General features: G+C 41.5%; 11 protein-coding genes. 4 read left to right on the top strand and 7 right to left on the bottom strand.

The window, feature by feature from the left end; translation table 11 throughout:
* From O9290_RS13080 to O9290_RS13095, 4 genes are all read right to left on the bottom strand, one after another.
* A partial coding sequence (locus O9290_RS13080; RefSeq protein ID WP_288059913.1) for a S1 family peptidase occupies window positions 1-496 on the bottom strand: 496 nt, incomplete at its 3' end.
* A gap of 231 nt (window positions 497-727) precedes the next feature.
* Entirely contained in the window at window positions 728-3,181 is a 2,454-nt protein-coding gene (locus O9290_RS13085; protein WP_288059914.1) for a CHASE2 domain-containing protein, read from the bottom strand.
* 15 nt (window positions 3,182-3,196) lie between these two features.
* Window positions 3,197-4,324, bottom strand: a complete 1,128-nt coding sequence (locus O9290_RS13090; protein WP_288059915.1) for a DUF1822 family protein — start codon at window positions 4,322-4,324, stop codon at window positions 3,197-3,199.
* Between the two features lie 2 nt (window positions 4,325-4,326).
* On the bottom strand, window positions 4,327-5,574 hold the full coding sequence (locus O9290_RS13095) for a sigma-70 family RNA polymerase sigma factor (protein ID WP_288059916.1): 1,248 nt from the start codon (window positions 5,572-5,574) through the stop codon (window positions 4,327-4,329).
* Between the two features lie 273 nt (window positions 5,575-5,847).
* Between O9290_RS13095 and ftsH3 the strand changes: the two genes are divergently transcribed.
* Complete coding sequence (ftsH3, locus tag O9290_RS13100; RefSeq protein ID WP_002763074.1) at window positions 5,848-7,701, top strand: ATP-dependent zinc metalloprotease FtsH3; 1,854 nt, start codon at window positions 5,848-5,850, stop codon at window positions 7,699-7,701.
* A gap of 596 nt (window positions 7,702-8,297) precedes the next feature.
* A complete protein-coding gene (gene miaA / locus O9290_RS13105) occupies window positions 8,298-9,245 on the top strand; it encodes a tRNA (adenosine(37)-N6)-dimethylallyltransferase MiaA (protein WP_288055001.1) in 948 nt (315 codons plus the stop codon).
* On the opposite strand, the gene O9290_RS13110 is transcribed toward miaA, so the two are convergent.
* The 3 genes from O9290_RS13110 to O9290_RS13120 are packed head-to-tail and all read right to left on the bottom strand — an operon-like array spanning window position 9,187 to window position 12,519.
* Entirely contained in the window at window positions 9,187-10,593 is a 1,407-nt protein-coding gene (locus tag O9290_RS13110; RefSeq protein ID WP_288054999.1) for a DUF2079 domain-containing protein, read from the bottom strand. The two genes, miaA and O9290_RS13110, sit on opposite strands and share 59 nt — an antisense overlap.
* A 12-nt stretch (window positions 10,594-10,605) precedes the next feature.
* The gene (locus O9290_RS13115) at window positions 10,606-11,463 is read right to left on the bottom strand and encodes an amino acid ABC transporter substrate-binding protein (protein WP_288054997.1); all 858 of its coding nucleotides are present in this window, start codon (window positions 11,461-11,463) and stop codon (window positions 10,606-10,608) included.
* 18 nt (window positions 11,464-11,481) lie between these two features.
* Complete coding sequence (locus O9290_RS13120) at window positions 11,482-12,519, bottom strand: AI-2E family transporter (RefSeq protein ID WP_288054995.1); 1,038 nt, start codon at window positions 12,517-12,519, stop codon at window positions 11,482-11,484.
* Window positions 12,520-12,523: 4 nt separating this feature from the next.
* Between O9290_RS13120 and O9290_RS13125 the strand changes: the two genes are divergently transcribed.
* Together O9290_RS13125 and O9290_RS13130 are read left to right on the top strand one after the other, a co-directional pair.
* On the top strand, window positions 12,524-12,907 hold the full coding sequence (locus tag O9290_RS13125; protein ID WP_288087138.1) for a hypothetical protein: 384 nt from the start codon (window positions 12,524-12,526) through the stop codon (window positions 12,905-12,907).
* 67 nt (window positions 12,908-12,974) lie between these two features.
* Window positions 12,975-13,757: a pentapeptide repeat-containing protein gene (locus O9290_RS13130; RefSeq protein ID WP_002763083.1), complete on the top strand. Its 783-nt coding sequence runs from the start codon at window positions 12,975-12,977 to the stop codon at window positions 13,755-13,757.
* Window positions 13,758-14,118 lie beyond the last annotated feature (361 nt).

Here is a 14,118-nt window from a genome sequence, read left to right on the forward strand (position 1 = left end):
CGAGGGTTCCCTTTGTCGTCCGATACTGTCCCGTTTCGGCAACATATCCCGCGGCCACCACTTCTAAACCGATCCTGTCTTGATTGGGGGTAAACTCCGCGATGGTGGCGATCGGATAATCCCGGGTATCGCTAAACTCCAGCAGAGCGAGATCTTGATTCTCCGATAGGGAATTGGGGACAATGCGGGCCGCACGGCTGTGGCCGTCGTAAGTTTGTACCTGTAGGGTTTTCGTGTTGCGGGTAACGTGGGCGTTGGTTAGGATAAGGTAATTATCGCCTTTTTTAGCGATAATCGTCCCTGATCCCCGATTTGTCTCGCTAGTAATCCGAACGGTGACTCGTTGTAGGAATTGCTCCTCGGTAAGCTCCCGATCGCCCTGTGCCGTCAGAATGGGATGATTAGAAATATTTCCGGCAGCCGGGGTGATAAGGGTTAACCCGGGTTGAGGCAGTAGGGAGAAAAGAAGGATGAGGGCGATCGAAGGTTTGATCATGGCTGTTACCTAGGGTTTGCTGAATAAATGTGAAATGTAGGCAAGGTAAGAGTTTTGTCGTTTTTCTCGTGAAACAGGTGCAAGATTTTGAGAGAATCGTGCTTCAAAACCTTGCGTCTTCATCGGCCCGGGTCCTGTAGGGGCGAAGCATTCGGGCAATAACCTATCGGTGAAACCGGAGATTTTCTATCCGAATGCTTCGCCCGTACTTTTTCAGCAAGCCTTACCTTGCTATTTTAAATAGTAAGAACGAAGAAAAAAGAAGATACCGGAGGTGGTGAGAAGTGCGATCGCTGGGGGGATAATCGGAACCCAGAGACCGAAATAACTAAAGAGAAGCCAACCGATACCAGTAAGGGAAATCACAGCGATCGCCACTGTCAAAAGTACCGTTTTTACCCGAAGAAAACGCCACGTTAACAATCCCCCCACCAGGGACCAACCCAACACCCAGAAAGCCTCCTGTAGGGGATTCCAGAAAGCGATCGAGGTACGTTTTCCTTCCATTGTATCGAGAATTTGACTGACTGCGTGCGCGTGCAAATAAACCCCCGGAATTGCTTCCGATGGGTTGCGACTAAAGGGGGTTAAAAAATCATCGATCCCGGGTTCTGTTACTCCAATCAGGACAATTTTTTCCCGGACTGATTCGGAATTAAAACCCGGATCTAAAACCTGTCGGAGAGATTTTTTCGGGGCAATTTTGATGATTGCATCGATGCCATTATCGGCGATTCGACGGTAAGCGAGCATAACTTGACGGCCGGATCGGGTATCGGATTGACTGGTTCTGTAGGGGCCGCGGTTGGATTGTAGCCAGTCACCGAGATGAGTATCCCCGATATTAATTTCTAGAATTCCCCGCTCCAGTTTATTGCAGTCAAAATCTTGATTCTGGGATTCTAGATATCGTTTGGCAATTAGGAGACTAAAACTAGGAGCATAATCTTTAAAATTACAGGACATTGAGTCAACTTTGGCCAAAGAATCCGGGGGAAGACAGGGAGAGGTGCGATCGAGTTTTGCCTGATATAAAAAACGACGAATTCGGGGAACTCCGGCAATGGTTTCGTCTGGGACTATGTTACTAAAACCACTCTGATTTTTTGGCAGTTCCGGGGGTGGGGGAAATCCGTCCGGTTGTGGGTAATTATTAAACTTACAAATCGAGATAAAATTAGGAGTATTTTGTAATTGTTTGGCTAGGGGTGGATAATCTTGACTGGCAGCGATGGGACGGAGGATATCTAAGGCGATAATTTGCGGTTCGTAGGGCAGTAATTTATTTAAAAGCTGCGATAATGCTTCTCCTGCGAGGGAACGTTTTTGATCGCTTCCTGGTATTGTTGGTCTTTTCATCCCCATGCGATCTTGATATGCCCAATCTTGGCGATCAATGGTAATAATTAATAATCTTTCATCGGGTTTATCTTTGGGTTTTAGTTGCATCAGGCGATCATAAATATTTAATTCTAAGGGTTCTAAAATTCCTGTTTCTCTTATTGCCAAGACTGTCATCGTTACGGCTAAACCTAAACCGAAAGTTAGAGCAAATCGTCGCCAATTTTTAGGGGGTTTACTGAAACTATGCCAAGTGGGGGGTTCTTCGGTGGGATTGGGGCAAACTACGGGCAGCCAACTGGCACAGGGATAGTCTTTTTCCCAGTCATCGTGGAGATTTTTTTGGGCTTCATGTACGGCGCTATAGAGAGATTTATTATTGGTAAAAGCGGTTAAAAAGTATTGCAGAAATTTGGGAGAAACAGGATCGGGTAATTTCTCGCGCATAAAGATTAGATGGGGTAATGCCATCCCTTTTTCCCGTGATAGTTGTTGTGCTAAACCAATACCATCACAGGAGTTAAATATCGCTAACTTTAACCCGTTTTTAGTAGCTTCTCCCAGAGAAAAGCTAAAATCAGCTATCTTTAATTTATGAGTTTCTGTTAGTTGAATTTCGCAATCTTGGCCATCTTCTGTACTGGCACTATGACCGCTAAAAAAGAGAATATTCCAAGTTTCTTGACGCAATAACTGATTTAATTTTTGCGGGTGAGGGGCTTTTTCCCAGATAATTTCGGCTCCTGCTTTTCCCGCAATATCGTCTAAAGTTTTGCGATCTTCTTCGAGAAATCTTAAGTCGGTGGCATAGCCTAAAATGGCTAAAATCCGAATTTTTTCATGATTTCTTAATTGTCTGGCTAAGGTATCGTATTCTGAGACAATAATGGCTATATCTGCGCCAGTATTTTGGAGGATTTCCCATTTTTCCCAGGGGAATCTTTGCAGCCAAATATTATCGGTTTGTAACCAGATACGAAAGTTATTGCCAGAGCGCAGAATTGCGGTTTTTATCGGTTCAAATTCTGGGCTATTATTCAACCATTTGTTTAAGTGATCCTCAAATAATTTGGCTTTTTCTTGGCAGTTTTTAAAAACTAAACTCTGCTGAGAACTATTGGTAATTTGTTGGGGATTGCTATCTTTTAAGACTTTAAAAAATCCCTCTAATTCACTATAGTGACGTTGCCATTGACGGTAAAAAGTTAATAACTCTAAATTAGCTGGTAGCCTTGCTTTGATCACAGTTTGGGGACGAGAATTAAGATCGGGACGAATTTCTAATTTTACTTTAAATCCCCGATCAAATGTGCCATCTAGTTCGAGAGTTAAGAGTTTAATCATTAAGTTTTTCCTCGCTTACACTTGTAAATATTCGGTTACTCTTGCCGATTCTAAAGCCACTTCAATGAAGAATTTATCCCCCAATTCAGCATCAAATCGATAACGAATAAATTCATCGTTATCTGTGGCAATTACTTCTCGAAAAACCTGACCAGTTTCGGTGAGAATACTTAATTTTAAATGGGGGGGTAAAGTGCTTGTTTCTCCGGTGGGGTAAACAGTCGCTTGCAGGCTAAATACTTCTTCAGTTTTAGCGATAGTAATCATCAAAGCGAGGGGATTTCCCAGTAATTCTACTCCTAAATCTTTGATGCGTTTAATTTCTGTATTTTTGAATGCTGGAACCAGTGACAGTGAGCTAAAATCGAGGATACTTTGCCAATCAATGGGGAAATTATCAGTAAACCAATTGGTTAACTTGACTGGGGATTTTTGCCGACGGGTAATTAAAATTTTTCTCCAGTTACTATTGACGATAACTGCTGCCCATTCTTGAAAAGTAACGGCTTTTCTGGGAAAGATTAACTGAGGATTAGCTAAGATGTCTAGTAAGGTTGTCAATCTATCTAAAGATAGTTTTTCCTCCATCTTTTCCCGTTCAATCTTAACTGCTTGTAATTGACACTCTCCCCATAAATCCAAAGAATCTGATCCTGATTGCAGTTGATTTCTCGGTAGAGAGTAGTTAAGATTACGCTTAATATATTGTCCTTTTTCCTTAATATCTTTATGGGTAGTACAACCCCAAATTCTCAGATGACTTTCGGCAGTGTTTACCTGTACAGCTAGATAATAATCACCAATTAATTGAGGAATATCTACCCATTCTTGAGGAATTTCGATCGCTTCTAGATCCAGAGTTTCGCTGGCAATAACTATTACTGACTTTTCGCCTAATTTAACGGTAAAACCATTAACTCCTAGTTGCCAGAAATCCTCTTGATTTTCTACTAAGCTAACCCCAGGCATCCCTGACTGTAGATAGTTAAAAATAACTTGTTGACAGAGATAATTAATATAAAATCTCTGACGAATACTGGCATCAGTAAAACTGGCACTTTTTGCCCAACTTATCTCTTGAATATCTGCGGGTATTTCTAGCCAAATGCTATCAGGAGTTAGTTCTAACCAATCATTAACCATAATTAATCCTCCTGAGTTGTTGCGCTGGTTTGATAGTAGTATGTTAGCCATGGTTCTATTGCCTTACTAATAACTTCTCTATCGTGGGACTGGGAAGGAATATGCAGGTTTTCGCTGGCCCAGGGTAAAAACTTTTTAGCGAGGTGACGATAAACTTTATCCAGTTCCCTAGAAACCTGATATTGTTTGATAACCACCGTGGTGATTTCTGTAATCTTAGCGGCAATTGCCACTTGTCCCAACCCCAACCCATAAGTCATCTCTAGAATTAACTGAATTTGCGGATGCAGTTTTGCCTGTTGCGGCTGCTGACAAATCTGTGAAATTTCTGCGCGTAACCAAGCTAGAATTTTTTGGTGATTTTGTTGCGACTCGCGAAAATTTTCCGCCGCTTCTAACTGCTGCCAAGGGGTATCATGGTCAGTATCTTCGATCATTTCCTCCCTCGTGCTACTTTCCTCACCCCCTAAAGGTTGCTGTAGAGAAATTGTTTTTCCTTGGGGAAATAAATAATCAAAAATAGCTTGTCCCGCATCCTCTAACCATCGGTTAATTGTCGCAGAACTGATTTTGATGGTAGAGTGGCTATCCGAGTTATAAGCAGCGGCGATTTTTTGCCAGATTTCTGGACTAGGTTCCTGAATTTTACCATCGGTTTTTATTTTTGCCTGGGCATAAATTTCTTTATAGTAATCCCAAGCTAAAAGGTAATTTTCGAGAGTTTCTCCCACGAATCCCCTCGCCTGGAGAGCTTGGCTGAGACGCGCTCCGGTAGAATTAAGTAGTAGGCTCCAAGTATTATGGCCGAATGCTTGACTAATCTGACGGATGCGATCGATTAAGCGATATTTAATCCTCTGATTGGCAAAATTATCGAAGCGAGTAGAGAATAAAGGCTTAAAGTCAGCTAAGATAGCCTCAAAACCAAGAATTCCTTCGTTAAAGTAGTCTTCGATCTGATAATCTAGTTTAGCTTGATATTTTTGATAGATTTCGGCAGCAGCCCAGTAGCAAGGTTCCTGCAAATAAGCGTATAAATGCCCACGGAAAAGATGATTTTGGGAACCGTGATTCTGATACTGTTGGTGAAAGAATAGGGACCAATACTCCTCGGACTCGACATTAGGATCGATTGGGCCATAGCTTTCCATGTTACGACGCAAACGCCGATCGCAATTCCATTCTGTCCTATTTTGCTGCAAAACTAAAAAGCAACAAAACTTCTCCAGCAAAGTCTCTCGTTTTTTCATCTAGCTAGTCCCCGTGGAGGTCAACTAAACTCTATATCGTTCCACTTGCAGCTTTTATGCAGTATTTTGGCATTTTGTTACAAATTGATCATACTCGGTCTAGGAGAGTCACATTGACATACTCCCCCAACCCCCAACAGCTAACCCCGATGGAGGACCAGAACGGGCATATTAAAAAAAAACCTGTCCAGTGTTCCTGAGAAACGTTAACATAAATTAACAACCCCTTGACAACCGATAAGATCATCCTCAATTTATCAGGAGTTCGACAGCGTGAACAAAAACGGTAATAACAAAAAATGGCGCAATGCGGGACTATATGCCCTATTGTTAATCGTAGTCCTTGCCTTGGCCTCAGCTTTCTTTGATCGCCAGCCAGCAGTGCAACAAACTTGGAAGTATAGTGAATTTTTACAGGAAGTGCGGGAAGGTAAAGTGGAAACCGTGCGCTTAAGTGCCGACCGGCAACGGGCGATCGTACCCACTCAAGATGGAGCAAATGTATTAGTCAACCTGCCCAACGATCCGCAATTAATCAACATCTTGGCAGAAAATAACGTTGATATTTCCGTACTGCCCCAAAGAGAAGAAGGAGTATGGGTAAGAGCCTTCAGTAGCCTCTTTTTCCCGATTTTACTTCTTGTTGGTCTATTTTTCTTGCTCCGTCGCGCCCAAAGTGGTCCCGGTTCCCAAGCGATGAACTTCGGCAAATCGAAAGCAAGAGTACAGATGGAACCCCAAACCCAGGTTACTTTCGGTGATGTGGCCGGGATTGAAGGGGCAAAATTAGAATTAAACGAAGTGGTGGACTTCCTGAAAAATGCCGATCGCTTCACGGCAATTGGGGCAAAAATCCCCAAAGGAGTCCTTTTAGTCGGTCCTCCGGGGACAGGTAAAACCCTGCTTGCTCGCGCAGTAGCTGGAGAAGCGGGAGTCCCGTTTTTTAGCATTTCCGGTTCGGAATTTGTGGAAATGTTCGTCGGGGTGGGTGCTTCTCGCGTCCGCGACCTATTTGAACAAGCGAAAGCGAATGCACCTTGTATCGTCTTTATCGATGAGATTGATGCTGTCGGTCGTCAACGGGGTGCCGGTTTAGGGGGTGGTAACGATGAACGGGAACAAACCCTCAACCAATTATTAACGGAAATGGACGGTTTTGAAGGTAATACAGGTATTATCATTATCGCCGCCACTAACCGTCCTGATGTGCTGGATGCCGCTTTATTACGTCCGGGTCGTTTTGATCGCCAAGTGGTGGTGGATCGTCCCGATTACGCTGGCCGTAAGGAAATCCTTAATGTCCACTCCAGAGGCAAAACTCTGGCCCAAGACGTGGATCTCGATAAAATCGCCCGTCGTACCCCCGGTTTTACCGGTGCCGATCTAGCTAATTTGCTCAACGAAGCCGCAATTTTAGCGGCACGTCGCAATTTAACCGAGATTTCCATGGATGAGATCAACGATGCGATCGATCGTGTTCTAGCAGGTCCTGAGAAGAAAAATCGCGTCATGAGTGAAAAACGCAAAACTTTAGTTGCTTACCATGAAGCTGGTCACGCTTTGGTGGGTGCTTTAATGCCGGATTACGATCCCGTCCAAAAAATTAGTATTATTCCTCGCGGTCGCGCTGGGGGTTTAACTTGGTTCACTCCTAGCGAGGATCGCATGGAATCCGGGTTATATTCTCGCGCTTATCTGCAAAATCAGATGGCTGTAGCTTTGGGAGGTCGTTTAGCTGAAGAAATTATCTTCGGTGAGGAGGAAGTGACCACGGGTGCTTCTAATGACCTGCAACAGGTGGCACGAGTAGCGCGGCAAATGGTAACTCGTTTCGGCATGAGCGATCGCCTAGGGCCGGTGGCTTTAGGTCGTCAAAATGGTAATGTTTTCCTAGGTCGTGATATCGCTTCCGATCGAGATTTCTCCGATGAAACTGCGGCAGCTATTGACGAGGAGGTGCGTAACTTAGTGGAACAGGCCTATCGTCGCGCTAAAGAGGTTTTAGTCAATAACCGCGCCATCTTAGACCAGTTAGCGCAAATGTTAGTGGAAAAAGAAACCGTGGACGCAGAGGAGTTGCAAAATATCCTCGCTAATAACGATGTGAAAATGGCGGCTTTAGCTTAAGTTTTGTAACATTTTCTTGACAAACAGCATCCATCAGGGTGCTGTTTTTTTTGATAGCTGTTAATCGGGTGCATCTCAATTTTTGTCAATCCCACACAGAGAAAACGGGTTTCTCGGAGAAACCCGTTTTCTACTCATGTAATTTGGGATTTTTAAGCGGAAACTTTCTCCTAAAGTTGATTCAAGGTAGGGTTGATTCAAGGTAGGGTTGATTCATGAATCAACCCTACCCAAACCCCGAAGCGCATTAGTTTTTCGGTGGGATGCTTACAGATAGCTGCTGATATATCTGTAATAATTTAAGAGTCACTGATAATTAATGTGGGATGTACCCCTGTTAATCAGCTTCACAATACCCAGTTTAAATGCGTCTTAAGTAGGGAGGCACAATTATTTGTAGGATGGGTTAGCGGTAGCGCAACATGAGCGGACGTTGGGTTTCATGCTTCAACCCAACCTACGTTGATCTTATATTTAATTCCACCCACCCACTTAGCTTAACAGTCCTGTCTTTTCACTGTTCACTGATTACTGATTACTGTTCACTGATTACTGATTACTGTTCACTGATTACTGATTACTGTCATGTAGCATCGATGACTACTTCCTCTTTACCTATTTTAATTGTTATTTGTGGGGCAACTGCCACAGGAAAATCCAGTTTAGCCCTACAATTGGCCGAAAAGTTTAATTCAGTAATTCTCAGTGCCGATTCCCGACAAATCTATCGAGAATTTAATATTGGTACTGCTAAACCTAGCTTAGAAGAATGTGAGCGGATTCCCCATTATCTAATTGATATTTGTGATCCTCAAGATAATTTTACCCTAGCACAGTACCAAGAACAAGCTGAGGATTTAATCAACAATCTCCACTATTCTCCCCTGTTTTTAGTCGGTGGTACGGGACTTTATATCAAGTCCATTGTCAAAGGTTTAAAAATACCGAGGGTTTCCCCTCAACCGGATTTAAGACAGCAATTACAAGCTTTAGGACAATCCTATCTTTATCAAATTCTGACGCAGGTAGATGAAGATGCCGCTAAAAAAATTCATCCCCATGATCAAGTCAGGACTTTACGCGCTTTAGAGGTTTTTTATCTAACAGGAAAACCTATCTCTAGTCAGCAGGGAGAAAATCCTCCCACTTATCCGATTTTACAAATTGGTTTAGATTGTTCCCCAGAAAGTTTAGACAAGCGGATCACTGTTCGTACTCATCAAATGATCGCCAGGGGATTAGTAGCAGAGGTGCAGAATTTGGGGGATAAATACGGTTGGGATTTGCCACTTTTACAGACTTTGGGTTATGCAGAAATTAAGCAATATCTCCTCGGGGAAATTTCTTTAGAACAGGCGATCGATCTAATTATTCTCCACACCCGTCAATTTTCCAAACGTCAGCGCACTTGGTTTCGTGCCGATGCTGATATTGTCTGGGTTCCCATCGATAAAGAAAATTTATTAAAATCGGTGGAACGAAAAATTATTTTGTTTCTTGAGGGGTTGTCAAGGCCCGATATAAAAACACATCATCCTGATTAACGATTAACTGGAAGTTCTCATTTTGATTCAGTTTATTTAAGTGATCATCAATTAGTTCTGGTGAACTAGACCAACCGGGATGACGGCGATCGAGTAGGATATAATTAAATTGATTTAAATCTAGGGATTGGGAACCTTCGATCGCTAATTTGATCATTTCTCGATGGGTAAGATGGGGGGCAATTCTAGAAGTAGTCAAGACACTCTCACTGGTGGTAATTTGGGTTAGAGCTTTTTGGGTGGCGGACCAAGTATCGAGGGAATTTAAATACAGTGACCAAAAATAGCCGTATTTAGCTAAGGCAAAAAAGGCAATAATTGCCCAAGTAATTATCCATTTAGGCTGCTTCAACCAGTTACTATTATGGGCTAAAGTGGCGATAACCGCTAGAAATAAAAAGGGCAAAATTGGCAGGGAATATTGAGTGGTTAAGTTTTTTTGTGGGGCATGATCTGCTAATAAATTTAAAGCGAGTGCGGGAATAGCGGCAATTATTGGGGCAGAATAGCGCCAGGATAAACCCCAAACTAAGGGAATAAATAATAGGATTAGGTATTCTAGATTATTGCCAGTAAAGATTTTTCCCAAGACAAGATCGGGTTTGAGGAAAAGATTAAAGATAATTGCTGGTAAACTATCTCCTAGATAACTATATCGAGAATCGGCCATTTCAATAACTGCCGATTTTCCTGTCAGGAGAGGGATTAATAATTTCGTGGCGATAATAAACCAAAGAATGCCGCTAATCATGGCAATTATTCCGGGGATTTTTTTCTTTTCCCAAAGAAGTAACCAGATACCCATTCCCAACAATGTTAAAGAGAGAATTGCTTTACAACCGAGAATAATAATGATTCCTAGACAAAATCCCCAGAGATTATTTAATCTTGCGGCCAAAATTGTCCAAAAAATGGCTGGAACTGCGATAACTTCAGGATGAAAATCAAAGAGATTAACATTAAAAATCAGGGGATAGAGCAGATAAACTAAGGCTAATGTATAGGCTTGTTTTTCTTTTAATCCCGCTTGTATTGCCAATTGCCAGAGGGGAAAAACGGCAAGGGAAAGGGAAAAAGCTTGTAAGAAAAGCAGCCAATAAACGCTAGGATAAATTTTATAAAGTAAGGCTATAGGATAGAGAATAAAAGCGATGTGATCGCCTAAAATATGGTAGTCAACAAAAGATATAATCGGTGGTTTACCTTGAGAAATTAGGTAAACTCCTTGATCGAACCAACCAAGATCGAGAGCATTAGATTGAAATAAAATATGTCTGATAGCACTGCAAACAAACAGGATTATTGTCGCGCAACCAATTAACCAAAATAAATCATTTTTTTTGTACATAATCATTAAGTTTTACTGGGATTTTTCGGGGTTATTACGACAATACTGCCAGGTATGTATAAAATAGGAAGCAACTTCAGTAAACCATGTTTTAAAAATATTTCTGTTCTCACTGGTGACGATAACCCCATTAATAAAATCTTGCCATTGGGGATCATTAGCGGGAAGAATGAAACCATAATAATCACAATTTAAAGGATTGCGCGGGATAAGTTTATAATCTTGTTCTAAGGATAAACCGAGAATGACAGCTTCTCCAATTAGCAGAATCCCATCACTAGCAAAAGCATCTATTCTATTCCTTCTTAAACTTTGGATACCTCGCAGTCTTCCCGTCACTCCTTGAAATTCCTGATAGGTAGCAAGAGGATATTTTTGTCTTAATAATTCTTGAGTGGTGGTATCTCTTAAAACTCCAATACTTATACCTTCTAAGGACGAAGAAAAATTAAAATTCTTCTGATTATCACTCCGAACTAAAAACTGAGTTCCTGTGACAAAAAAAGGACGAGAAAAACTGACACCATCAGGTATATTTTTTCTGATACTATTAGGACCACACTCGAAATCAACGGTTTTATTTTCCAATAACTGGAAGCGATTAAATAAAGTGGATTTATAAATTTTGACACTGATGATCTGGAGGTTTAATTTGTGCTTGAGTTCTTCTCTAAGCAATTGGATAAAATCTAAGCATAATCCCTGCAAATTATTATTACTATCCCGATAGCCAAAGGGAATCGCATCTTCTCTCATAGCTACTTCTAATAATCCCGTGCGTTTAATTTTTTCTAGAACCGTTTCAGACTTAGCTGGGAGGGGAGCAAAAAAATTAGATAAAATAACGAGAGTAAGAATGATTAATTTCATGACTTTTGCCGAGATTATTTAAGATTTGTTATGGCCGTGATCCCATTTATCTAAAATGTCTTTGAATAATAATTCATCTAACCATGTCTTTACTACCACTGTCAAAGGTAAAGCCAATAATAAACCTAAGATGCCAAACATTTGAGCAAAGAAAATTTGAGCAATTAGGGTAATTGCCGGTAGTAAAGATACCTGTTTAGCCATGACAGTGGGTGTCAGCCAATAACTTTCGACATTTTGGATAATAAAATAGAGAATCAGAATAGCGACAATTTTCCAAGGTGCATCGATAACAGCAATTAGAATGGGAAAAATCACACTAGCAGTCGGTCCGATATTAGGGATAAAATTGAGCAATCCTGCTAGGATAGCATGAACGAGAACTAGATTAATTTGTAGAACAAAAAGACCGAAACCACTGAATAATCCTACCATAGTTGAACTAATGGCAATTCCCAACAACCAATTACCCAAACCCGCTTCCGATAGGGTAAGAATTTCCTCAGCGCGACGACGATAGAAGTTAGGAAATAATTTTAAGAAAGCTTGTCGATAGGGTTGGGGGTTGGCTAACATCATCATTGCTAACACCAGCACGAATAATAATTGCAAAATGGCCGTAACTGAGTTAGAAAAGAAGGTAAAAAAGTTACTAAAAACAAAGGTTCCTAAAGGTTGTAACTGCTGGACTAAATCAGTTAAATTAGGCAAGGGTGGCAACCAATCAAATTGAAATTGTTGTCGCCATTGAATCGAGTTATTGCGGACTAAATCCCAAGCTTGCGGTAAAAGTTCAATTAATTTTTGAAACTGTTCGATAAAGGGGGGAACAATAATTATAAAAAATAAAATCACAATTCCTAGACTCGTCAGCAGGGTGATTAAAATAGCCAAACCCCTTTTAATCCCCAATCTCTGCAATCCTTTAACACATCTATTTAAGGCTACGGTAAACACGATCGCCATAAAAATCAATAATAACAGCTGTCGAATCTGCCACAATACATAGAGAGCCATTATTAAACAGATAAACCCCAACCACTGACCAAATTTCACGACCTTGATTTATCCTATCGGGACAAGTTTTATCATACAGCAGTCGGGAGGCGGTCGGCAGGAGATAGGTTTTAGGTCTTGGGGTTTTGGAGTCTTGGGGTTTTGGGGTTTTAGTTCAATTTCCCCAGTTCCCCACTTCCCTACTTCCCCACTTCCCCACTTCCCCACTTCCCCACTTCCCCACTTCCCCACTTCCCCACTTCCCCACTTCCCTAACAGCACAAATCAAGTTCTGTATCAAAAATTTGCTAATTTTGCTGTTATGTGCTATACATTTACGCATCAAAACAGGATAGAAAAACGAGATTTTTTTAATTACCAGACATTTTCTCAAATTTTATGGCAACTCTCCCAGAGTCAAATTATCCTAAAAGAAATCCTCTCCTAGAAAATCCGACAAGACTCAGAGAAATTGTGGCCGTTAATGCTTTTATCCTTGTACTAGGACTTCGATAATGAAAGAATTGGAGCGATACTATAAAGTTTTAGGGTTAGATCATGGGGCATCTCTCGACGAGATCAATCAGGCCTACAAAGATTTGGTGTTTATTTGGCATCCCGATCGCATTCCCAAAGATAATCAGCGTCTTTTGGAAAAAGCCACCGCTAAACTGCAAGAAATTAACCAAGCTAGGGAACAATTGCGGCAAATTCATCAAAATTCTCCTAAACGCTCCAATTCCCCCCCTAAAACTGAAAAACAGCCCGCCCACGCCTATAAAACTGCTTCCCCCTATCAGCCTCACCCTAGCCAACCGGGCCAAAATTCCCAAACCCACAGTCATAAAACCCATAGTCAACAAACCCACAGTCAACACAGCCACTCCCAGAATAACCATCAGGTCCACAATCATGCCGCCTGGCGCCCTCACTATCGGGATTTAAACGGAGCCGATTTACAGGGAGCCAACCTGAAAGAAAAAGATCTCTCTAGTTGCAGTCTCATCGGGGCAGATTTAAGCCATGCGGACTTAAGCGATAGCTTCCTGCACAAAGTTAACCTAGAAAAGGCTAATCTGCACAAAGCTAATCTTTTTCGCGCCAATCTCCTCGAAGCTAACCTTAAAGGCGCAAATTTACAGGAAGCCAATCTCATCGGAGCGGATTTAAGTGGGGCGGATCTGTCGGCAGCGGATTTACGCGGGGCAAAAATTGGCTTCGGTAAGCGTATTATGGTGAAATTAACTGGAGCAATTTTAACGGGAACAATTCTCCCCGATGGTTCGATTCATCAATAGACCTCTTGTAAAAATCAAAAATTGTTGTTAGGGTTAGGAGTCAGTGGTCAGGAGTCAGTAGTCAGGAGAATTAAGAATGAATAATAATCAATTAAATGGTCTATTTAAGGATTTTATGCAATTTAATCCTTATTTTTACCGTTTTTGAACCCTCAAAAATTAATTATGCAAGAGGTTTCATTAAACCTCTTGCTAATTTTGATAAGTATCTAAGCACAATTAATTAGGGTCTGCTGAAAAAGTTTTTCCTGGGGGTAGGAGTCAGTAGCCGGTCGTCAGGAGTCGGTCGTTTTAGGCTTTGTTGCCCTTGTTTTTTGTACCAAGCGATGTACTACAAGAAGGATAATGCAAGGTTTTTGAA

It is taken from the genome of Microcystis sp. LE19-41.2A (assembly GCF_027530405.1).
In the GTDB taxonomy this organism is placed as follows: Bacteria; Cyanobacteriota; Cyanobacteriia; order Cyanobacteriales; family Microcystaceae; genus Microcystis; species Microcystis aeruginosa.

What these genes read in the sequence shown, in the direction of transcription:
- O9290_RS13090 (WP_288059915.1), bottom strand. Translation starts at nt 4,324, where the DNA reads ATGGTTAATGATTGGTTAGAACTAACTCCTGATAGCATTTGGCTAGAA.
- O9290_RS13130 (WP_002763083.1), top strand. Translation starts at nt 12,975, where the DNA reads ATGAAAGAATTGGAGCGATACTATAAAGTTTTAGGGTTAGATCATGGG.
- O9290_RS13095 (WP_288059916.1), bottom strand. Translation starts at nt 5,574, where the DNA reads ATGAAAAAACGAGAGACTTTGCTGGAGAAGTTTTGTTGCTTTTTAGTT.
- O9290_RS13085 (WP_288059914.1), bottom strand. Translation starts at nt 3,181, where the DNA reads ATGATTAAACTCTTAACTCTCGAACTAGATGGCACATTTGATCGGGGA.
- O9290_RS13115 (WP_288054997.1), bottom strand. Translation starts at nt 11,463, where the DNA reads ATGAAATTAATCATTCTTACTCTCGTTATTTTATCTAATTTTTTTGCT.
- miaA (WP_288055001.1), top strand. Translation starts at nt 8,298, where the DNA reads ATGACTACTTCCTCTTTACCTATTTTAATTGTTATTTGTGGGGCAACT.
- O9290_RS13110 (WP_288054999.1), bottom strand. Translation starts at nt 10,593, where the DNA reads ATGTACAAAAAAAATGATTTATTTTGGTTAATTGGTTGCGCGACAATA.